General features: G+C 52.8%; 26 protein-coding genes. 5 read left to right on the top strand and 21 right to left on the bottom strand.

Annotated elements, in window-relative coordinates; translation table 11 throughout:
* On the top strand, nt 1–299 hold a 299-nt coding region (locus AYW79_RS11760; protein ID WP_156493902.1), incomplete at its 5' end, for an aminotransferase class I/II-fold pyridoxal phosphate-dependent enzyme.
* Here the strand turns inward: AYW79_RS11760 and AYW79_RS11755 are convergent.
* Entirely contained in the window at nt 296–919 is a 624-nt protein-coding gene (locus AYW79_RS11755) for a LysE/ArgO family amino acid transporter (RefSeq protein ID WP_067566091.1), read from the bottom strand. The genes AYW79_RS11760 and AYW79_RS11755 overlap by 4 nt on opposite strands.
* Before the next feature lie 21 nt (nt 920–940).
* A complete protein-coding gene (locus tag AYW79_RS16280; protein ID WP_067953199.1) occupies nt 941–1,504 on the bottom strand; it encodes a helix-turn-helix domain-containing protein in 564 nt (187 codons plus the stop codon).
* 79 nt (nt 1,505–1,583) lie between these two features.
* Here AYW79_RS16280 and AYW79_RS11745 point away from each other — a divergent pair, with 79 nt between their 5' ends.
* Together AYW79_RS11745 and AYW79_RS11740 are read left to right on the top strand one after the other, a co-directional pair.
* Nucleotides 1,584–1,901 carry an AzlD domain-containing protein gene (locus tag AYW79_RS11745; RefSeq protein ID WP_067566087.1) on the top strand — a complete coding sequence of 106 codons (318 nt, stop codon included), beginning with the start codon at nt 1,584–1,586 and terminating at the stop codon, nt 1,899–1,901.
* Between the two features lie 14 nt (nt 1,902–1,915).
* Nucleotides 1,916–2,653, top strand: coding sequence for an AzlC family ABC transporter permease (locus AYW79_RS11740; protein ID WP_067566084.1), 738 nt, complete (start codon nt 1,916–1,918; stop codon nt 2,651–2,653).
* 9 nt (nt 2,654–2,662) lie between these two features.
* Here the strand turns inward: AYW79_RS11740 and AYW79_RS11735 are convergent, their stop codons facing one another.
* The 6 genes from AYW79_RS11735 to AYW79_RS11705 form a co-directional block, all read right to left on the bottom strand.
* Complete coding sequence (locus AYW79_RS11735; RefSeq protein ID WP_067566081.1) at nt 2,663–3,139, bottom strand: YbaK/EbsC family protein; 477 nt, start codon at nt 3,137–3,139, stop codon at nt 2,663–2,665.
* Between the two features lie 106 nt (nt 3,140–3,245).
* Nucleotides 3,246–3,695, bottom strand: a complete 450-nt coding sequence (locus AYW79_RS11730) for a GNAT family N-acetyltransferase (RefSeq protein ID WP_067566078.1) — start codon at nt 3,693–3,695, stop codon at nt 3,246–3,248.
* 22 nt (nt 3,696–3,717) lie between these two features.
* Nucleotides 3,718–4,296: a GNAT family N-acetyltransferase gene (locus AYW79_RS11725; protein WP_067566075.1), complete on the bottom strand. Its 579-nt coding sequence runs from the start codon at nt 4,294–4,296 to the stop codon at nt 3,718–3,720.
* A 342-nt stretch (nt 4,297–4,638) separates the two neighbouring features.
* Nucleotides 4,639–5,025 carry an NUDIX hydrolase gene (locus AYW79_RS11715; RefSeq protein WP_156493901.1) on the bottom strand — a complete coding sequence of 129 codons (387 nt, stop codon included), beginning with the start codon at nt 5,023–5,025 and terminating at the stop codon, nt 4,639–4,641.
* A 10-nt stretch (nt 5,026–5,035) separates the two neighbouring features.
* A complete protein-coding gene (locus AYW79_RS11710; protein ID WP_067566066.1) occupies nt 5,036–6,070 on the bottom strand; it encodes a Gfo/Idh/MocA family protein in 1,035 nt (344 codons plus the stop codon).
* Between the two features lie 91 nt (nt 6,071–6,161).
* Nucleotides 6,162–6,890, bottom strand: coding sequence for an HAD family hydrolase (locus tag AYW79_RS11705; RefSeq protein ID WP_067566063.1), 729 nt, complete (start codon nt 6,888–6,890; stop codon nt 6,162–6,164).
* Nucleotides 6,891–7,157: 267 nt separating this feature from the next.
* On the opposite strand from AYW79_RS11705, the gene AYW79_RS11700 reads away from it, so the two are divergent.
* Complete coding sequence (locus AYW79_RS11700) at nt 7,158–8,090, top strand: phosphoribosyltransferase (RefSeq protein ID WP_067566060.1); 933 nt, start codon at nt 7,158–7,160, stop codon at nt 8,088–8,090.
* Nucleotides 8,091–8,152: 62 nt separating this feature from the next.
* Here the strand turns inward: AYW79_RS11700 and AYW79_RS11695 are convergent, their stop codons facing one another.
* The 9 genes from AYW79_RS11695 to AYW79_RS11655 are packed head-to-tail and all read right to left on the bottom strand — an operon-like array spanning nt 8,153 to nt 16,604.
* Nucleotides 8,153–8,713, bottom strand: coding sequence for a manganese efflux pump MntP (locus tag AYW79_RS11695; protein WP_143216077.1), 561 nt, complete (start codon nt 8,711–8,713; stop codon nt 8,153–8,155).
* 22 nt (nt 8,714–8,735) lie between these two features.
* Nucleotides 8,736–9,632: a Gfo/Idh/MocA family protein gene (locus AYW79_RS11690; RefSeq protein WP_067566058.1), complete on the bottom strand. Its 897-nt coding sequence runs from the start codon at nt 9,630–9,632 to the stop codon at nt 8,736–8,738.
* Nucleotides 9,633–9,660: 28 nt separating this feature from the next.
* On the bottom strand, nt 9,661–10,617 hold the full coding sequence (locus AYW79_RS11685; protein ID WP_082806732.1) for an acetylxylan esterase: 957 nt from the start codon (nt 10,615–10,617) through the stop codon (nt 9,661–9,663).
* Nucleotides 10,618–10,622: 5 nt separating this feature from the next.
* The gene (locus tag AYW79_RS11680) at nt 10,623–11,576 is read right to left on the bottom strand and encodes a 1-phosphofructokinase family hexose kinase (protein ID WP_067566055.1); all 954 of its coding nucleotides are present in this window, start codon (nt 11,574–11,576) and stop codon (nt 10,623–10,625) included.
* A complete protein-coding gene (gene gatY, locus AYW79_RS11675) occupies nt 11,577–12,431 on the bottom strand; it encodes a tagatose-bisphosphate aldolase subunit GatY (RefSeq protein WP_067566052.1) in 855 nt (284 codons plus the stop codon).
* A 3-nt stretch (nt 12,432–12,434) separates the two neighbouring features.
* The gene (nagB, locus tag AYW79_RS11670) at nt 12,435–13,160 is read right to left on the bottom strand and encodes a glucosamine-6-phosphate deaminase (RefSeq protein ID WP_067566049.1); all 726 of its coding nucleotides are present in this window, start codon (nt 13,158–13,160) and stop codon (nt 12,435–12,437) included.
* A 3-nt stretch (nt 13,161–13,163) separates the two neighbouring features.
* On the bottom strand, nt 13,164–14,210 hold the full coding sequence (locus tag AYW79_RS11665; RefSeq protein WP_067566046.1) for an SIS domain-containing protein: 1,047 nt from the start codon (nt 14,208–14,210) through the stop codon (nt 13,164–13,166).
* Nucleotides 14,207–15,148 (bottom strand): ROK family protein, encoded by a 942-nt coding sequence (locus AYW79_RS11660; RefSeq protein ID WP_067566043.1) that lies wholly within the window; start codon nt 15,146–15,148, stop codon nt 14,207–14,209. The genes AYW79_RS11665 and AYW79_RS11660 overlap by 4 nt, the downstream gene beginning before the upstream one ends.
* Before the next feature lie 52 nt (nt 15,149–15,200).
* A complete protein-coding gene (locus AYW79_RS11655) occupies nt 15,201–16,604 on the bottom strand; it encodes an APC family permease (protein ID WP_079289732.1) in 1,404 nt (467 codons plus the stop codon).
* Nucleotides 16,605–16,843: 239 nt separating this feature from the next.
* Between AYW79_RS11655 and AYW79_RS11650 the strand changes: the two genes are divergently transcribed.
* Nucleotides 16,844–17,629: a DeoR/GlpR family DNA-binding transcription regulator gene (locus tag AYW79_RS11650; RefSeq protein WP_067566037.1), complete on the top strand. Its 786-nt coding sequence runs from the start codon at nt 16,844–16,846 to the stop codon at nt 17,627–17,629.
* A 32-nt stretch (nt 17,630–17,661) separates the two neighbouring features.
* Here AYW79_RS11650 and cyoE read toward each other — a convergent pair whose 3' ends face one another.
* The 4 genes from cyoE to AYW79_RS15885 all read right to left on the bottom strand — a co-directional run.
* A complete protein-coding gene (gene cyoE, locus AYW79_RS11645; RefSeq protein WP_067953188.1) occupies nt 17,662–18,594 on the bottom strand; it encodes a heme o synthase in 933 nt (310 codons plus the stop codon).
* 25 nt (nt 18,595–18,619) lie between these two features.
* Entirely contained in the window at nt 18,620–19,420 is an 801-nt protein-coding gene (locus tag AYW79_RS11640; protein WP_143216076.1) for a COX15/CtaA family protein, read from the bottom strand.
* 249 nt (nt 19,421–19,669) lie between these two features.
* Nucleotides 19,670–20,425, bottom strand: a complete 756-nt coding sequence (locus AYW79_RS11635) for a cytochrome c oxidase assembly protein (RefSeq protein ID WP_067566032.1) — start codon at nt 20,423–20,425, stop codon at nt 19,670–19,672.
* A gap of 22 nt (nt 20,426–20,447) precedes the next feature.
* A partial coding sequence (locus AYW79_RS15885) for a cation-translocating P-type ATPase (protein WP_197467721.1) occupies nt 20,448–20,723 on the bottom strand: 276 nt, incomplete at its 5' end.

Here is a 20,723-nt window from a genome sequence, read left to right as displayed (position 1 = left end):
CTGCACTTTTGCGGCGGCGCGATCACATGGCCAGCGCACTAAAGGCGTACTTCGACGATCGGTTGGCATTCACACTGCCAACTGGTGGCTATCACGTGTGGGGAAGATGGAACGTCGATGTGGATGATCGAAAACTGCTAGATGTAGCGATCGAAAGCGGTGTGGTCATCACGCCCGGTCGCGCGTACGGCGCAGATCCAGGCTCCGTGCGGCTGACATTTGCGAGTTCGCGCGAAGAGGAGATTGAGGATGGCATTTTGCGGCTGCGCGCCGCGTTTAACAGTATGAAAGGGAGTTAGTGAAAGGTGAGAATGACGTAACTGAGGTAGACGGCCGACGCCCACATCATGATCGCAGAGATGGCGTTGATCGTCCCGAGCGACGAGCGCCTGACCGCCGCGCGCCCAGCGACATGCCCGACGGTGACCAAAACCAGAAACCAGAACCACGAAACGGCGGCGCACGCTACGCCAAACGCCAAGCGATCACCCCTCGATGTGTACATCAAGGCGCTCCCGCCGATGACTGCGAGCGTATCGATCAAGGCGTGCGGGTTCAAAAGCGATACGGAGGCGGCGAATTTGATCTGCCTGCCAGGAGGCCAGGCGGATGCCGATTGATCCGGATGAACCTTCGTCCGATCGCGCCATGTCCCCCACCCCATGTACAGCAAGAAAAGGACGCCCACAGCGCCGAACGCATCGCGCAGCCACACGATGTGAAGTGCCACCGCCGACACGCCAAAAACAGCCAAACCCACGAGAAGCGTATCGCAGATCCCCGCCGTAATCAGTGCCGGAAGCGCGCCAACCCACCGTTTTTGCAGCGCCCCTTGGCTCAGTAGAAAACCATTTTGCATCCCGATCGGCAGAATCAGCGCGATAGAAAGCATTGCTCCATGCAAAACCGCGAGCAGCATGCGGCACACCCCTTCCAAACCTCACGATGGCAGATAGGTTAACAGCACGATGTACACACACGCTTCGTTCCCAGCATTTGCGTATGTGTGATCGCATTCAGCCTGAAACGACAGGGCGTCTCCTTCCTGGAGGACATGCGTTTCTTCGCCGAGCAAAAGGGTAAGAGAGCCCGACTGAACCCAGATGCCTTCCGTCACGTGGGCGCCATGCGCCTCGGCGTGATGCGCGCAACCCGGCAACAGCGTGATCTGATAAAGATCTGTCGAAACAGCGCGACGATCAGCCAACAAGCTCTGAACGATATAGCGACCATCCTCATCCGTCACAATCGCCTGTTCACGCTTACGCACAACCGTCGCGCGCCCGCCTGGCGCATCCAGGAAAGCAGAAAAAGGCACGTGCAGACCACTCGCAATCTTCCAAAGTGTTACAACCGTCGGATTGGATTCTCCGCGCTCAATCTGTCCCAGCATCGGTTTGCTGACGCCCGTCTTCTCTGCCAATTGCTCAAGCGTAAAGCCGCGCTCTTTTCGCAGCATCCGCAAGCGGTGGCCAATCTGCTCGGTCAACTGTTCAGGATTCAAGCTCATCACCTCACGCATATATTATAACACTCAAATATATGTTATAATATATAAAATTGCCGCCAGAGGATGAATTCCCATGTCCCCCGTCTTGCTCGAAACGGTGCTCATCGGCATCGGCACATACCTCTTTCGCTCCGGCTCGCTCAGCCTTGGCAGCCGCATCGCGTGGCCAGAAGGCGTACGCACATGGCTCTCTTTTGTCACGCCAGCCGTGCTCGGCGCGCTGCTCGGTCCGATGATCCTGATGCAAAACAACCGGGTCATCTCGCTTTCCCACAGCGCTGATCTGCTCGCCGCTCTCCCCACGTGTGTGGTGGCGTGGTACACGCGCCATTTGCTCCTCACCGTCGCGACAGGCGTCGTCTGTTTTGCGGTTATCCGCTACTTCGTGTAAAGGAGACACAACCCATGGACACGAATCTGAATGTGGCGAAACGTGCGCTCAAAGACGCGTCGCCGATCCTTTTTGCCTACTTCCCAATCGCCGTCACCTTCGGAGTCATCGCGACAGGAAGCGGCCTGTCGTTTCTCGAGGTGTTTTTGATCTCCGCACTCGTGTATGCAGGCGGCGCGCAGTTCATGCTGGTCAGTTTCATCGCGACGGGTGAATCCTTTGTCGCCACGATCCTCACAACGCTGCTTGTTAACCTGCGTCATGTGCTATACGGAACGACCCTTGGACCCGCTTTTTCATCATGGAAAGAAAGGCGCAAGTGGGCATTCGCGTTTGGCATGACCGACGAAGTGTTTGCGGTGGCAAGCAGCCGCATTCTGCAGAATCCAGCTGTACCCATCTACCAGCTTCCGTTTGCCGGTGCCTGCTACCTTTCATGGCTCTTGGGAACGGTGGCGGGAGCGGGGATCGGCGGCATCGTTCCCGCGCAACTCTCTGCGGCACTGAGCTTCGCGCTTCCCGCACTGTTTCTAGCACTGGTGTTTCTCGGCAAACGCACGTTCGCACATTTTAGTGCAGCCCTGTGCGGGGCGGCGCTGGCGATTCTCGCAACCCTTTTTCACATAGGGAGCTTTGGCATCGTACTCGGTGCCGTCACGGGAGCCACGCTTGGATTTGTGATCCAACTTCACCGATCGCGCACCGCGCAAAACACCCCTACGGTACAAAGCGGCACGCCCTTTGGCGAGTGACCCATCGCGCTACGCGACACCCATCACGCACCCCTTCGTCATCTCCAACAATTCGTCAGGCGTCAATCGAAACACCGCTTTCGGATGTCCCGCCGCCGCCCAAATGGCGTCGTATTGCAGCAGATCCTGATCGATCGCGATCGCCATGGACGACACATGGGCAATCGGGGGCACACCGCCGATCACATACCCTGTGTGCGCGCGCACAAAATCTGCGTCTGCCTTCAAGAGTTTCGCGCCAAGCCACTCGGCGATTCGCTCTTCATTGACGCGGTTCGTCCCGCTCGCGATGACCAGGACTGGCGTGTCCGTGTCCGCACGGCGAAACAGGATCGATTTTGCGATTTGACCCACCGAACACCCCACGGCCGCCGCTGCTTCAGCCGCCGTGCGCGTGCTGTCAGGCAACTCGACAACAACGTTGGCAAACCCATGCTCCCGCAAAAAATCCTGCACGCGCTGAGCGCTTTGTTTTAGCGCATCCATATCGCTTCTCCACACTCCTTTTCAGCGAATCACAATTCATCCAAACCTAGACGCTCCTCTCTCCCAAATCTCGATGCGCCGATCTTTCAATGCTCGAAAGCGTGCATCATTCAATCGAATAATTCAGCCAGTCTCCAGTGGTGCCCCCCATTTTCTCATAGAAACGCTGTGCCCTTATATTGTCGCTGGCAGTCGTCCACGACATGAATGCACAACCATGCGCTTTAGAGTAGTGATGGCACGCATCAAACAATTTTGCGGCAACGCCTGATCCCCGAGCACCCTCAATCACATACAAATCGTTCATTATAGAAATTTTTCCTGCTCGCAATGTACTGAAGGAATAATAAAGAGTAGCAAATCCGACAAGTTCCTCGTTTTGCTGTGCGACAAATTGAATGCCATCACGATGATCAAGCAACAATGTGATAAGGTCTTGGATTCTTTCTCTGGGTTGTTTCGACTTTTTATAAAAATCCACGATGTACTCATCCATAAGATCTGTTAAAGCATCCCTATCATCCGAGCAAGCTGGCCTTATCAAAATATGACTCATTCACAAATCGCACTCCCTATATTCAAAATTCCTGGCCGCGAACCTTTGCAAACACCATGGTATCTCGCAGAAATTCCCCTGTTACAGCGAAAGTCTCACTCCGCAAGATCCCTTCCAACGTGAATCCAAGTCGTTCCGCCATCCGAATACTTCGAACGTTTTTTGAATCACAGCGAATTTCCAAACGATTGGCAGACAGTTGATCGATAGCAAAATTCGCAATTCCTTCTACTGCCTCCGTCATGAATCCTTTTCCACCCTGAGAGGTACGAATCCAGTATCCAATTTCAAACTTTCGGACCGTCCAATCCATTCGATGAAGACCACTAGACGCGATAAAAACTCCTGTCTCTTTATGAAAGACATGAAATCTCAAGTCTGAACGTTCCAAAAATCGAACGCGAGCGATACGCACATTCTCTTCGGACTGCTCGACAGAAGGAACTTGATTCGCCCACGGCATCCACGGTCGAAGTTCTTCTATGCTTTCACGAATTGCCTCGTTGACCATCGCTCCATCTCCATAAAGAGGGGATCGAATCGTTAATCGTTCTGTTTCAAACTGATCTTTAAAATCTAACATGATTGGTTTTGAATTCATCCGTCGATCACCTCATAACGCTCAAGATTTTCCGGATTCAAAGCTACCAATGCCATTCACCGCCATGATCTCATTTGACATCTTTAAAGGAAAAATTCAAGGATTTTCTATTCAAGGTTCGCAAACAACATTTCAAAATACGATATGTCATATTCGATCATATCACCAAGAGTGATCCACAATACACTCTTCAAGTGTTGACCGTTTTCATCCATCTCGAATCCTTTAACCAAGATTTCGGTTGCCACTCTATAACAAAGATTTCTCATATCGTCCACCCGTACTAAATACAGTCCACTCAATTCACCCCATGCTGGCCGATAATTTGCCAACGTCATATTTTCATGCACCAACAAAAAAAATATGACAGAATTCATTATCCGCAATGCCGTTACTTCTGTCTGAATGTCTATAAATACCTATTTTCCGCAAATTAATATCGGCAATACCAATGCCTAATTCTTCTCGAAGCTCTCGAACTCCGTCCAAAGGACATTCATGTGCTTCTAAATGTCCAGCGCAACTGACGTCCAGTTTGTTCGGATGAATATCCTTTGACGGATGTCGGCGCTGCAGTACCAAAAAATCATCATTTAAATCACGATGCAAGATCCAACAGTGAAATGTTTGATGCCAGAATCCGAAACGATGAACTTCCTTTCTTGTTGCGGTGCCAGTCCAATTCATGTCTTTGTCAAATGTATCAAACACTTCGGCCAGGATTGTCACTCCTTCTGCATCATGTATTGTTAAAATACCTTAGTTGATCCAGCACCGATTGAACGCGTATCGCATCATCAAAATCCGGGAGCGAGTCCGGTTTCTCCCCAGCCAGTGCGCGTGCGATCTCCGTATAAAGTGTCCACTGCGGATGAATGTACGCTTGGATCGCTGCAGGGAAACCGCTCTCATCCATGCGCTCCGAAAGACCCACATCCTTGAATTCTGCCGACGGAGTCGTCGCGACACGCAGCGAATCCCCCTCCAAGACGAGTGTTCCCTTCGTACCGAAAATCTCGAGTTGAGGTTCGACGCCGATCGCAGACGAAATGAATTGCACCGAGCAGGTGCCGCCCTTTTGAAACATTCCTAAAATCATAAACGAGTCATCCGCCGTGCTCTCTTCAAGCCCTTGTACCCCGCGCCGCGTTTTGATCTGGCGCACCAACTGCCCATGAACTGTCTCCATCTCGCCAAACCAGTGGTGCAGCGCGTCTATCATGTGCGATCCGACGGCCCCGAGCATTCCTCCACCGCGCTCCGCCTTCCACAGCCATGTGTTCTCAGCCTCGCGAATGCGATCGAGCATGCCGCGCGCATCTCGCCAGTGGACATGAATGACGTCACCGAGGCTCCCCTCGTCAAGGATACGTTTGATCATTTGGCGCTCCGGTAAATAGCGCCACTCAAAATTGATGAACAAGTGACGATCCTGCACATCCGCGACCCTCTTCATCGCTTTTACCTCATCGAGATTCAAAGCAGGCGGCTTCTCGCACAACACGTGTACACCCGCCTCGAGCGCAGCGATCGTCATATTGGCGTGTACCATCGGCTCTGACGCGATAACCACCATCTCTAACGCGGATGCTTCGATCATCTCCTTCCAGTCATCAAAGGCGTGCGGGATGGATAGTCGCTCTGCCTCCGCGCGCGCCCTTCCCGGCCTTACGCCACTAAGCGCCACCAATTCATAATCCGGATGCTTCAAAAGAACGGGCGCATGCACTTTTGCGCCATACCCCGTGCCGATAATCCCTACGCGAATCCCCATCGTTACACCTCACCCTTCGATGATTAAATAAAGGACAGCGCGCGATGTGCTGCCTCTCCCGGTTAACGTTATCGACATGTGAAACACGTCCTCACGTGTCGTCGATCATCGTTTCAAACTGCAAGAGATCACTCAGACTGCGAATGATTCGATACGGTTTGATCGCAAACGCCTCCGGCCATGACGCGTTTTTTCCATTAACCCATATGCCTTTGATGCCCATCCGTTGCGGTGCCACAACCTCCCACTCGGCGTTGTCGCCGATCATCCACGCATCGACAGCAGAAACGTCCAGCACATTTAGAGCATGTTGATAGATTTTCTCTTCTGGCTTGCCTACACCAAATTCACTCTCAATGAGGATGAGATCGAAATGGGAGGAGAGCGAAAATCGATCAATTTTAGCGCGTTGCGAGATTCCAGCGCCATTCGTGAGCAGCGCCAATTTTATGCCTGCCTTCCTCCAAAATTCGATAGTCTCAACAGCTCCAGGAAGAAGGTCGATCGCTTGCGTTCGCTCTTCTTCAAAGCGGACTGCGATCCATTCAGCGAGAGAAGGATGACTCACACCAAGAGCAGTGAGCGTCATGTCGACAATGGTTTTGCGACTGGCGAGAAGATCCATTCGCCCCACTTTATGACGCAAAGGGTCACTCCAAAACCACGTTGCATTCGCTTTTAATGCGCTAACCAAGTCCTCTTTCGTTACAGGCGCTATCTCTTTTGCTACTTCGTTACATACCACGCGCCAACTCACGTCGGCCACACTTTCATAGGAGAGAATCGTATCATCAAGATCAAGAAGGATTGCTTTAGGCATTTCGGGAATCTCAACTCACTCCTCTAAAGGAGAATGGGGTCAACAATAATAACGAATATTCCGGCGAAAACGCCTAGAATCTCCCCCGATGTCACAAGTGAATATGAATAAAGGATACCATGCGTAAACGTAAACGCAACTTGTAAACCGCCAAGAAAACTGGTACATAGAGAGTAGTCTATCTCAAAATCATGGCACGGTATACGCCGTCATACGGTTCCTAATTTGCACGTTTATAAAATAATTTTGAATCAAGGAGTACAATTTATGCCAACACATATCACAGAATGGCTCGGCAACGCCTATCTTGACTATAATGCGATAACCTTGGGATTAGACGCCTTGGCCGAGCGCGTTCGCTCTGAAAACTTTAACGCCATTGTCATTGTATTGCGTGGCGGAACATTCGCAGGCATGCACATGTCATTTCTCACAGGACTCCCTGTCTACTTCATCGCATACCATCGCGCCGACAGTTCGGTGGAGTGGATAGGTTCAGCACCCAACGCGCAAGCAAAGGTGTTGCTCTGTGAGGATTCAGCCGGTAAAGGGACGACGCTACTGAATTGCCGAAATTTCTTGCGCAATGCTGGCTATGCCGTATCCACACTTGTCGTCTGTAAAGTGCCGGGGGCGCTCGTCAACCCGGAATACATTTGTATCGACTGGAAGAACGACGACCTCCAAGTGCTGTTCCCGTGGAATCGCTATCGCATCAATGGGGAAAGCAGAACCGATGACTTGCCTGATCACGAATATGAACACACGGCTTGGGATTTGGATGGGGTATTTCTGGATGATCTTAAGCATGACGAGCGGGATAACGATGATCTTGCAGGAATGCTTGCGCGACGCGATGAAATGCCCCTTGGATCCTATGCCCCCATGGTTTCACCGGGAGACGTGATCATTACGTCCAGACCTGAAATCGATCGGGAGCGTACAGAAAAATGGTTGCGTAAATTTCGCATCGACATCCCTGTCGTTCTTCGCGAAGAAGGCGACGTAGCAGAAAACCCAGAATTCAGAGCGAACTGGAAAGGCAAAAAGGCACTCGAACTGGGCTATACGCATTTTGTGGAAAGCAGTTCAGAACAGGCTCTCTATCTCGCCGCGCGCTATCCGGAATTGCGCGTCACCTGGTACAACCAAGGAAATCGTATCCTCGTAAACGCGAGCAAGATAAACAAACTGGGTTGAGATGGTTTGGAACGATAGGAAGCATCGACGAATTACGGCGACGATATCGCTCAACACATTCGTCACGAGGTGATATGGCGGAGCGCCGAAATAAGAACCCACAACCCTAGCAAACCGAGCATACCACCCGCCGCTTTTTCTGACCATTCTCCGAAATATTTTTTTAATCTGCCACCAAAGGTCAAGCCAAGCCATGTGAAGAAGAACGCCTGGATTGCAACCGAGATCACAAGGAGACCCATCGGGAGTTGCATGAATCCCATGGAGAGCCCCACCGCCCATTCGTCGACACTGACGCTGAGCGCAGTCAAGAGAAGCCCCCACCCCGTCCATTGGCGCGCCCGTTTTCCATCTTCGTCGTCGTTTTCAAAAAAGATGAGCCATACGGCGATTGCGAGAAGTGCGACCCCACCGAGCAATGTCGCCCACTGCCCGACGAGCGTTCCAAGCGTTCTCCCAAACATCAATCCAATGAGCGGCATGATCGCCTCAGCTGCGGCAAACGTCAGTCCGATTCGCCACCGACTGCGTTTTGAGTAGGCTGTCACACCAATGGACATCGACATCAGCAATGTGTCCATTCCAAGCGAAAGCACAAAAATGACAACAGCGACAACCGTCACACAATCCCTCCACGTCACACCTTCACTTTTCTTCGATCATGCGGATGATCTCTTCACAAACGCGGTGCGTATCGAGCATGTCTCGCGTCAAATCATCTCTCCCGCGCGAAACCGCTGCAAAGAAATCCTCAACAATCGCATTAAAACCGCGCGCTTCGTACGCATTTTGCCAGTCACTACGCTTTGTCACCGTCGCGGCACCACGCCAATGCGAAAGCTCTGCGAGATCGCGGACGATCCATTTTTCTCCAGAACGCATCACTTCCAGCGTCTCTTCACTCAATCCACTCTCGCGATTCATAATGCCAATCGCCGTATGTTCTTTCGCGCTGAGCTGCGCGACTATGTGCGCAAGCTCATTTCCTTTCATCTTCCACCGCACATGAAGCGTATCATAGGTGCTCATTCCAAGCCATCGCAGCGTATCTATCACGTGGATAAAATCGTCGAAAATCACAGAGCGGGGGCTTCCTGCTAGAGACGTGCGATTTTTTTGCATCACGATCAGATCCGGCGTTTCATTCGTCTTGACTTGGCGGTACATCGGGGCAAAGCGGCGGTTAAATCCAATCCTGAGCACACATCCACGTTGTTCTGCCATCTGTACAAGCAACCGAGCCTCTTCATAGGTATTGGCAATCGGCTTATCGAGATAAACGTGAACACCCGCCTGAAGCAGCGCCTTTACGACAGGCATGTGCGCCTCTGTCGCGACGTGCACAAACGCAACGTCAATCCCCGCCTCAAGCAGCGCATCGACCGTCGAGTAGCGTGCCGGAATGCGGTATCGCTCCCCGATGTCATGAAGCACGGCAACGTTTCGCGTGGCGATTTTCAGTTCAATTCCCGCGCGCGTTCCCAAGATGGGGAGGTACGCTTTCTTTGCAATGTCGCCAAGACCGATGATCCCAACGCGCAACCCAAACGCCTCCTTGAGCGATCGCGCCTTATTTTAGATACGCTTTTAAATAAGCTAACTTCTCCGTCTGAAACCCTGGCATCTCTTCGTGTCCAAAATAGCGATACACGCGAATCTGCTTCGCGCACGTCAGATGATTGTATGCCGCAAAAATCGTGGAGGGTGGTGTGATTTCATCGATCAAGCCGACGGAGATGAGCACAGGACACGTGATCCTCGGTGCGAGGTTCATGACATCGAAATAAGAGAGTGTCTTCATCGCCGTCTCTTCAGTCTGTGGCGCCGTATTTCTCCGAAAAAACTCGTTGATTTCAAGGTATGGCCCCGTCGGTGAGACATCCATGGCGCGACGAAAATGACAGAGATAGGGATAATCCGCGACAACCACCGCCGCGCGTTCAGACAACGCTGCAGCCGCGAGCGAGAGTCCGCCCCCTTGGCTTCCGCCAGTCACTCCGATGCGCCGCGCATCGATGTTCGGTTGTTGCGCGAGCACTTCAAGCGCCAACACCGCATCCATGTACACGCCGCGATAATGATACTCCTGCGGATCTAGAATTCCCTTCGTCATCCAGCCGAGCTGATGGCCGTGCGAACTGATCGAATTGTCCTGGCTGCTGTGTTGTCCGCGCGTCAGCATGCCAAACGTCGCGTAACCGTGGAGCGCCCAATTCACGACAGTGTGGATGCCGCCGTCAAACGACCAGTTGTAGCCGTGAAAAACGACAAGGCCGGGATGCGGACCGACCCGATCAGGAACCGCGTAAAAACCGCGGATCGTCGCGCCCATATACCCGCAGTACGAGAGTTCATACACGCGCACGCCATCCACCGGGTAGTCCATCTCGCGCATGGAAACCTGCAAATTCGCATCCTTGATAAGGCCCAACGTAGACGCCCAAAACGCGTCAAAGTCCACCTCGCGCGTGAGCTTTGGCTGATACATCTCCAGCTCCTCCAGCGGCAGATCATACGGTTGCGCCAAAGCCGTCACCTCACTTTTTCGATCTTCAGACACGCCCTTAACTTCATAACCTCATCATACTCTACTTCTGCGACTTGAGCGCGCAGCGCATTGCTCGCACCGCACGCACCCGCAAGTCGCAACGCGTCAACAAAGCCTTCATGCCGCGAAAGCGCAGCGACAAGTCCTGCGAAAAAGGCGTCTCCACTCCCCACCGGATTGACTGCGGCAAGCGCAGGCATGGTACCTTTCCACACACTTCCATCCTCTGCGCGGGCGTAAAATCCCTTTGCGCCGCAAGTGACGATCGCTACGTCACATCCCTTTTCACACAGCGTCTCAAGCCCATCGTAAAAATCCTTGCGATCCCTCATCCTTACATCAAGCAGTTCCTCAAACTCCACTTGATTCATCTTTACGAGATACGGTCGCGCCTTGATCGCCTCGACCATCGCGTCCCCACGCGTATCCACGTAACATTTTCCGCCGCGCCGCGCCGTGCGCTTGATCCATTGTGCGTAAAAGTCTGTCGGCAAACCAGGCGCCAGGCTCCCGCTCATGACGACGTGATCCGCCATCGACAAATGCGGTTCCAGATGCTTGAAAAAGAGGGTCATATCTTCCACAACCGTCGGCCCCGGTTCCAACAGTTCGCTGCTTCGCCGCGCCGCTTCCGAAAGCCCAGTTTCAAGGACATTGACCGTGGTGCGCGTCTCGTCAGCAATCCTGTAAAAATCGTGGCATATCTCCATCCGTGTCAGTTCAGCGGCGATCCACTCACCCGTGTTTCCCCCTAAAAACCCTGTACCGCAAGCATTTACGCCAAGGGTGTGCAAGACGCGCAAGACGTTGATTCCCTTGCCGCCAGGCGCTTTCATCACGCGGCGCACGCGATTGACCTCTCCCTGACGGAACGCCTCGAGAAAATAGGTTTTGTCAAGCGCCGGGTTGGCAGTAACCGTCAAGACGTACGGTTTCATTTAATAGCGTCCCTTTGCGCCAGCGAGTTCGATCTTCTCTTCAACCACCCGGGCGTACGCTGCGCGCGCGGGCATGAAATATTTCCGCGGATCCGCCTCTGCAGGGTGTTCGATCAGATACGTGCGCAACGCGTCCGCAAAAGGAATTTTCAACTCGGTGGCGATGTTCATTTTAGTGATCCCAGCGCGAATCGCCTCGCGAATCAAGTGATCCGGGACGCCTGACGCACCGTGCAAGACAAGCGGAATGTCAACGCGCCGACGAATTTCGGCCAGTCGCAAAAGGTCGAGTTTCGGTTCTCCGCGATAGACGCCGTGCGCTGTGCCGATCGCAACGGCGAGCGAGTCGATGCCTGTACGCTCCACAAATTCGCGCGCCAGCGCCGGGTCCGTGTACCGCGCTTGTGCCATGTCTACCTCCAAATCATCCTCGACGCCACCCACCTGACCCAGTTCTGCCTCAACGCTCACGCCGCGCAGGCGCGCAATCAAAACGGCCTCGCGAACGAGCGCGACATTTTCTTCAAAGCCAAGATGAGAACCGTCGATCATCACAGAGGTATAACCGTTTTCCACACACTCCGAAACTTGTTCAAGCGTTGCGCCGTGATCGAGGTGAAGCGCAACCGGAATGCGCACGTTTTTTACCGCGACCTGCACGATCGCCGAGATGTACGCAACGCCCGCGCTTTGAATCGTGCTTGGTGTGGTCTGAATCATCAGTGGCGCTCCGAGCCGCTCGGCCGTCTGCACGACTGTTTGCAGCGTCTCCAGATTGTACGCCGCAAACCCGACCACCGCGTATCCATTTCTCATCGCATGCGCAAACATTTCATGTGTCGATACAAGACCCATCTCTTACGCCTCCAATACATATGCCGCTTCGCGATCTAAGATAAACGTGACATTTGGGTGTACTTGCAAAATGCTTGCCGGGGAATAGGTGCGCACATCTCCACGCACCGCGTTCACCACCGCATCGGCCTTTTCACGTCCGAATGCGAGCAACAACACCTTTTTTGCCATCAGGATCGGCTGCAGCCCCATCGTGATCGCCTCCGTCGGAACGCGCTCTTGTTCGCCAAAAAAGCGTGCATTCGCTTCGATCGTGTCGCGCGCCAGCGTCACAACGTGCGTGTTCGCTTTGAGCGCAACGTCCGGCTCATTAAACCCGATGTGCCCGTTCAAACCGATGCCAAGGATCTGCAAATCGATCGGATGTTCGCGGATGATCTGATCGTAGCGCTCGCATTCAAGTGCCAGATCAGGCGCCGCGCCATTTGGCAGAAATCGCTTCTCTTCCGGAAGATCCACATGTCGAAAAAGGTGTTCATTCATAAAGAAGTGATAGCTCTGCGGATGGTCAGCTGAAAGCCCGACATACTCATCCAGGTTGAGTGCCGTCACATGCGCGAAACTCAGTCCCTGGCGGTGAAACGACACCAGGGATTCGTATAATGGAATTGGCGTGGAACCGGTCGCCAAACCTAAGACCGGATTGCGGATGGATTGAATGACTTGCTCGACCAATGCGGCCGCATAAACGGCGGCCAACTGTGGATTCTCAAAGACACGAATGTTCATCCTTTATAGAATCACCACCTGACTCAGGTTGCGCGGCGCGTCAGGATCAAAACCGAGCTGCGTCGCCTTTTCGTAAGCGAGAAAGTGCAGCGCTGGCATGTAAAGCACCGCGCGGCTCCAATCGGACAGTCCATCCGGCAATGCAAATACACCGCGCTCCGCCGCAAGCGTGCTATTCGACTGCGTCGTAAGACAGACGACCTGCCCTTCTACAGCCCGCACATCGCGTGCAAGGGACTGAGTATACGTTGCGTGCGCTTCATCCGCCAGAATAATGACCCGCGTCGAGGCGCGCACGATCGAGATTGGGCCGTGACGAAACTCGAGCGTGTTGTAATACTCACACGGCACTTGCGTCATTTCCTTTAGTTTGAGTGTCGCCTCTGCGGCAAGGCCATAATAGGCTCCAAGCCCAAGAAAAATAAACGACGGATCATCATCCGCCCCGTACGTCTTTCCAAAGTGTTCAGCTCCCGCGAGAGACTGGTCAGCCAGTTCTGGCAGCCTCTCGAGTTCTTCGATCAGATCCGTACGCATTGCAAGCGCTGCCCCGATCCACTGGATTGCGAGCAGCATATTCGTAAACGATTGGGTCATGACCACCGACTCTTCGGCTGCGTGGGGGAGGACCATGTGGTGTCTCGTATTTTTTTCAAGCGTACTGCCCGCTGTGCACGTCACGCCAATTACGTCGACCGCTCTGTGATGCTGCGCCAAGTGATCGACTGCCATCAGCACTTCAGACGTGGTGCCTGATCGCGAAATCGCAAACACAACGGTTGGCGCCACGCGCGATAACACACTCATATCGTTTAGAAAAATCTCCGAAGCAGGAACCGCCGACGCGTCGTGTCCCGTCACCGTCTGGAACAGGCGCGCCGCACTTTGCGCGAGGTAGAACGATGTGCCACAACCTGTAAAAAGAAACTTCGTATTCGGTGAGAGGGTCAGCCCTTTCTCAATGTCACGCCACTGCTGAGGGACGATCTTTAGCGTTTGTTCCCATGAAGCCGGCTGGTTTTTGATTTCTGTGAGTGTGTGGTTTTTCATGAGTGTTTCCTCCATCCCAAAAGTGCCAATTCGATGGCACCGTATAACCCTGCGTCGCGGCGAAAATGAGCCATTTTTAATTGCGGAGGAAAAGGAACAAAGCGCTCTGAATATCCTGACAGATACGGTAAAATAAGATCACCCGCACCCATCAAACCGCCACCAAACGCGACAACGCCCGGATCCCAGGCGATCATTACATTGGTCAAGTGAAATGCGATTTCTTGCAGAGTTTCCTCTACCCATCGTTTGGCGCCCATATCAAACTGCGCTTTGCGAAAGAGATCCCCCGCCGACATCTTTTCACCAAAATGGAGCGAGGCACGCTCTCCAATGGATCTCCCACCCGCAAATTCTTCCAGCGGCGCAACGTTATCACGCGCGCCTGCCCGTTCGAATTTGGTGAGCAAGTTGTAGGCGATTTCCCCGGAAGCTCCGTGCGCGCCTTGCAGAACCTTTCCTTCGAGTGTGTACGCCAGCGCAATACCTGTACCCAGATTCACAAACAATCCAACATCCACATCTTGCAGCGCACCTTTTTTCAACTCCGCAAGCGCAGCCGCCTTCACATCATTGTCAATCTGGATCGCGATACCCGGAAAGGCACTTTGAAAGCTGTCCTCCATGCGAAGTTCCGCCCATCCGGGAACGTTTGGAGCCATCAGCACGCGATCCTTAAGGGTAATTCCCATCGTGGCGACGCCTACGCAAACCAGGGTGCCCCTGGTTTGCGTCGTGGTCGTCCGAACCAACGCTTGTCCCGCCAGAATCGCTTGGTGTAACGCAGTCTTTCCATCTCCGTAAGCGACCGTGCTCAAATCTGTGCGTTGGAGCATCTCACCGTCACGCGTCGCCGTCGCGATGGCAATTTTAGTGCCGCCAAAATCGAACGCCAAGACAAATGGAGCAAACTCATCATCCACGCGTGCATGAGTCATTCAAAACAGTCTCCCTTTTGCATTCACATCTGTACTCAATTCAATGGTGCAATTAAAATTGCGATCCCGCGTTCTCCTGCTCTGTCAGGTAGGGTTCATGAATCATTTTTTCGCCAAACGGCCACTGCTTCTCCCGAGACGCCCAGATTAAGAATGCAATGACGCCAAGCGCCGTCCAACCGATCGCCAGTTCAATCGCCGACCAACCTGACGAATAAAGCACGTAGGCCCAACCCACAAACGCGATGATACTCGGAATCGGGTAGAGCCACTGGCGAAACGGTCGATGCAGATGGGGTTGACGTTTGCGCAGCACCGTGAGCGCCGCAACCTGCCCCATGAACTGAACGACGATGGCGACGGCCATCAACGCGTTGATGATCTGCGAGAGATTAAAGAAACAGCAAATCGCTGTGATCAACCCCATGACAAGCAGCGAGATGTGTGGAAAGTTATACTTCTCATGAAGCTTCCCGAAGCTTCGGAAAAAAAGCCCGTCGGCAGCCGCGTTATAGGGCAGTCGAGACGCACCAAGGAGCCCTGTGTACACGGACGCGAACGCAGTCCAAAGAATGAGGAGCGTAATGATTGCAGCGCCCGGTTTTCCCCACACATCCTGCATAAAAAGCGTACCGATATTCTGGCTGTTCATCGCAATTTTCCAAGGCACAACGCCGATCACGCCGAGATTCATAAAGATATCGATAATACCTACTGCAATAATCGACAAAATGACAGACTTTGGAATGGTCTTACCAGGGTTTTTAACTTCATCCCCCATGTAGCAGATCGTATAGTATCCCATGTAATCGTAAATCGAGATCAGCATGCCCCCACCGAGTCCCAGAAGAAACTTTGATGGGAGAAAGGCGTTACTCGGGAAAGCAAACGCAAGGTGCGGATTAAAGTGCGTGGCGCCTGCCACGATCATGATCAAAACGGTTAGAATCATGCCAGCCCATAACACGGTCGTAATTCTGCCCACCGAATTGATTCGGCGATAGAGCAGCGCAACGGTGATGATGGTGATGGCGACAGCCGCGAGTTTCGTGTCAAGCGCTGTCATTCCAGGCCAGAAAAAGCTCAAGTAGTTTGCCATGCCAATCATTCCGGTCGACATGATCAGCGGCGTCGCGATCAGTGTTGACCACACAAAAAGAAAGGGCATAATTTTTCCCGACCGATACTGGAATGCTTCGCGCAAGTACACATAAGAACCACCCTCGCCGGGCATCGCTGCCCCGAGTTCACTCCACACGAGCCCGTCGGCCATTGCCAAAATCGCGCCTGCGATCCAGCCAAAGATCGCTTGCGGCCCTCCCATGGCAGACAGGATCAAGGGAATCGTGATGAATGGGCCAATGCCCACCATTTGCGACATGTTGATGGCCGTCGCTTGAAAAAGGCTGATTCCGCGAACGAGTCCCTTGCCGGCCTGATTACCTTCTTCGTTCATCGCACTCTTCCTCTCCATCCGTTTATATAAACAAAACTATGAAACCGTCTTCATTCGAACAGTATCACAATCAATCGTATTTGTACACATTTCGTACATAAAAATAAACATATTTTTATACTAACGAAAGTAATTCGAAACGTCATTCGATCGCTGCTTTTCATAGCGCAATACGTTAATCTGTACTAGAATACTTTCTAAGGGATTAGACACTCCCTTAGAAAGGGAATCACACATCCATGGAGACACTTGAAGGACACAGCGCGTTTGAACGTCGCAACTTTATTGTTACCTATTTAGAAGAACACGGAGAAGTGCGAATTGAACAATTGAGAGATTGGTTTGCCGTGAGTGAAGTGACACTGCGGAGAGATTTGGAGATTCTAGAGTCACAGAATTTCATTCGCCGCGTCCGCGGAGGGGCTGTCGCCAATGCAGCGCAACCTCTCGAATTGTTGTTTCAAGAAAAGTTGAATACGCACACCCAAGAAAAGCGCGAGATCGCAAAAATTGCCGCATCACTTGTGAAAAACGGGCAAGTGGTCATTCTAAGCGCAGGAACAACCACCACGCACATCGCTCGGGAACTCCTAAAAAAACAGGACATCACCATCGTGACAACAGCCATCAACATTGCGGCAGAAGTCGCGGCAGTCGATCACATCACGCTCGTCATGATCGGCGGCGTTGTGCGCAACGGATCCTACGCCGCAGTCGGTCATCTCGCAGATGAAGCCTTGCAGAACATGAATGCGGATATCGCGTTTGTCGGCGTGGATGGTGTTGATTTACAAGCGGGGTTTACAACGCCTAACTTAATGGAGGGGCGAACCGATTCCATGATGCTAAAAACCGCTACGAGCGGATACATCGTAGCGGATGGCAGTAAATTCGGGAAAGTGACATTCTCACCCGTAGCGCGCCTGTACGAGCCGCGCGCATTGATTACAAATCAGGACGCGCCTGTCGACTTCATCAAGGCGCTCGAAGAGCGAAACTGCATGGTCGTTCAATCGCAAACGTGACCTTTTAAGCTCGCTGATCTGTGCGGCTCCGCTCATATCACCATCGCGGCCGCCATGCCCGTGAGATAGATCAGTGAAAACTTGAACATCTCTGTGGCCCATGCGATGTCATCTTTGGCGCGCAATCCGCGCAACGCTTTGACAATCCAAACACCTCCGAGAAGCAGTGCGGAAATCAGGTAGAAGACATCTGTGACATGCGCGACATACAGCAAGAGGGATACAGGCACTAAGAGAACTGTCCACGCGACGATCTGTCGTTTGGTTGGCGCAAAGCCATATTTGACTGGCAAAAGAGGAATCCTTGCCGCCGCGTACTCTTTGACCCGGCGCATGCTGAGCGCCCAAAAGTGCGGAGGTTGCCAGATGAACATAAAGAGAAAGAGCAGCCACGCTCCTGTAGAAAGCGTACCGGACATCGCCGTCCAGCCGATAAGCGGCGGCATCGCACCTGACACGCTTCCAATCACGGTGCTAAGCGTGGTCGTGCGCTTTGTGAGTCCTGTATATACGATCACATAGAAAAATAACCCGATCAGCGCCATCACAGCCGACAGCAGATTGACATAGACGCACAACAGGGCGACGCCAAGAAACGCGAGCAGCGCGCCGAGCGAGATCACCGACCAACCAGACAACCGTTGATTTGGCAGTGGCCTTTTTTTCGTTCGCGTCATCAACTGATCGATATCCCGATCCATAAAATTGTTCATCGCGCATCCGCCCATCACCACGAGACTGCTGCCGGCAAGTGTCATCATGGCGAGCGAGAACGCAGGGTGTCTGCCTGCGCTAAGCCAAATACCTACAAACGTCATCATCGCATTGGACATCGTGATGCCCGGTTTGGTCACGTTGATTAAATCGCGCACGACACCTCTTATCGTGCGCGGTACTGCCCCCCCCGATTGCACATCGACGGCCATGTCCTGTGCGCCCGTTGCAACCGCTTTTCGGTATCTCATTCCCGATTCCCCTTTGTAATAAGCATTACGAGTGTGCCGGAACCATCTTGCGCCGTGTTTTTTCGCGCGCCTCGATGCGCACCGCCGATAGGTCGAGGAGAACCTGCGCCACGAGATATCCGGCAACTCCGACCATCGCATTCGCTCCGGCAAAGTGAAGCGTGTCCGAGATGACGGAGAGTTTGGTTTGAAGCGTCACGAACCCAAGGATAATCTGGTAGATCACAAGCCAAAGGAGGCCAAACGCACCCGCGCGATACTGTCCAAAACGCATGGCCACCGTGAGTAGCCATACGACGGACGCGAAAACAGCCGCCGTAACGCTGATGTGCACAACCAGCCAGAACAACGCTTCAAATTCACTCGGCACCTGCCGTTGATGGTGACTGAGCAAATACGAATGTTGCCCGAACAGCGCTTGACTGTTCCCAGAGTGACGAAAATAGCCTCCCACGAGTGATTGAAGAAAGATCGTTCCGAGCGCAAAAAAAACGGGAAGGCGAAACCGTTTTGCGCGATCGGCGTCCGTTTGCAGCTTCTCTGCGCTCGGTTGCTTCGTCTTTTGTCTGTGCTCCCGCCAACCGACTGCCGTCATTGCAGACAGCACGATGAGGAGTAGGAAACTATTCGCCACATCAATCGTTGTAAACGCGCCGGGCAGGACGAACACGACGATCAACGCGCCTAGCGCAACTTGCAGTGCGAGAAAAAGCATAGACAAAAGTGCGAGGCGGGACGTCAAACGATTTTTCCGATGCATCCACCACATGTGAATTGCATTGAACGGAATGAGAATGCTTGCAATCAGCGCGATCAAGCGATGCATGTACTCAACGAGCACAAGCCCATGCAACGGTGGGATCAGTGAACCGTTGCAGAGTGGCCAGTCTGGTCAGACAAATCCCGCATTGAGTCCAACGACAAGCGCGCCGATGACCGAGAGCGAAAAGAGAAACAGCGTTGTTGCGAGGGGCAATTTATAGGTCATAAAAATCCTCCATTGCAGGAATTTCCAACCACATGTGTCTACACCTATAGCTTTGTCTCAAAATTTCTCATTCTATGCATGACCGCCTTACTCATACCAAACCGATTGATCTTGGCGCACGTAGATTCTCGATCCGATCGTTCCATAAACGAGATACATCGCGCAAAGCATAACGACACTGCCAATCTGCTGATCGGCGAGTGCGTTTATTCCGAGTTGTCCCGCGCCGCGCGCCAAATCTTGATACCACGAGTGATTAGAGACAAACAGCGCGACAAGGATTGGCATCATGAAATTCATCGAGTAGATGATGTAGAGAATTTTCCGTCCACGTGTGAGCTCTTTCTCTTCACGCAGCGGGTTGGCAATCGGCCACCAAAAGCAAATTGCCGCGAGCGCCGTGACGCTCTGCGCTACGATATGCAACCAATTTATCGTTACGACAAGATTCAAAACGGAGGGAAGCAGCATCGCTGTGAGCAGGGCGTTGAAAAAGACCAGCGCGATAAGCGGATGCGTCGCGTACCTGACCAAGCGCTTGATCCACCCGATGCCAAGCAGTGGTCGCAGGACGAAATCGGGTTGACGGAGAACGAGCAGCCAAGGAAGCACCATCGTCATGAGGAGCATCTGAATGATGTATGCCGTAAACGAAGCGCGCTCTCCGAGCGCCGCGAGCGGACCTAACGCCAAATACAAAAGAAGGAGACCAAGAAAAAAGGAGACCGGCGACCTTGTTTTCTCACGAGTGACCACCTGATACATCACGCCAAGGAGAAGAACCAGAAAAAAGACGTCCGGACGCCAGGAATTCCACGGATGGATATCTGTCCACAGATTCATAAAGCCGCCCCCAAGATGTGTTCTACAATCGAAAATACGTTAGCAGCGCAAGGATCGAAACCACGCCGAATGTCAGGCCAATCCGACGTACATAGCGCCACGGTGACCAGCCGACGATGCGGAGTGAATTACCCAATACAAATAGGCTAGAAAAGACCATCGCCCCTGCCGCGAGAACGGGTTGTGCGTACCCGTCGATAGCAATCGCTTGTGCAATCAAGTTATAGCAGAGCGCCCAGATAAGGTTTTGTCTGATGACCTTTGCCGTCACGCGAACGATGTCAAGTGCGTGTGGGAG

The sequence above is a fragment of the Ferroacidibacillus organovorans genome (assembly GCF_001642725.1).
Lineage (GTDB): Bacteria > Bacillota > Bacilli > Alicyclobacillales > SLC66 > Ferroacidibacillus > Ferroacidibacillus organovorans.
The sequence above is the reverse complement of the archived record's forward strand: the minus strand, read 5'-3'. Positions and strand labels throughout refer to the sequence as shown.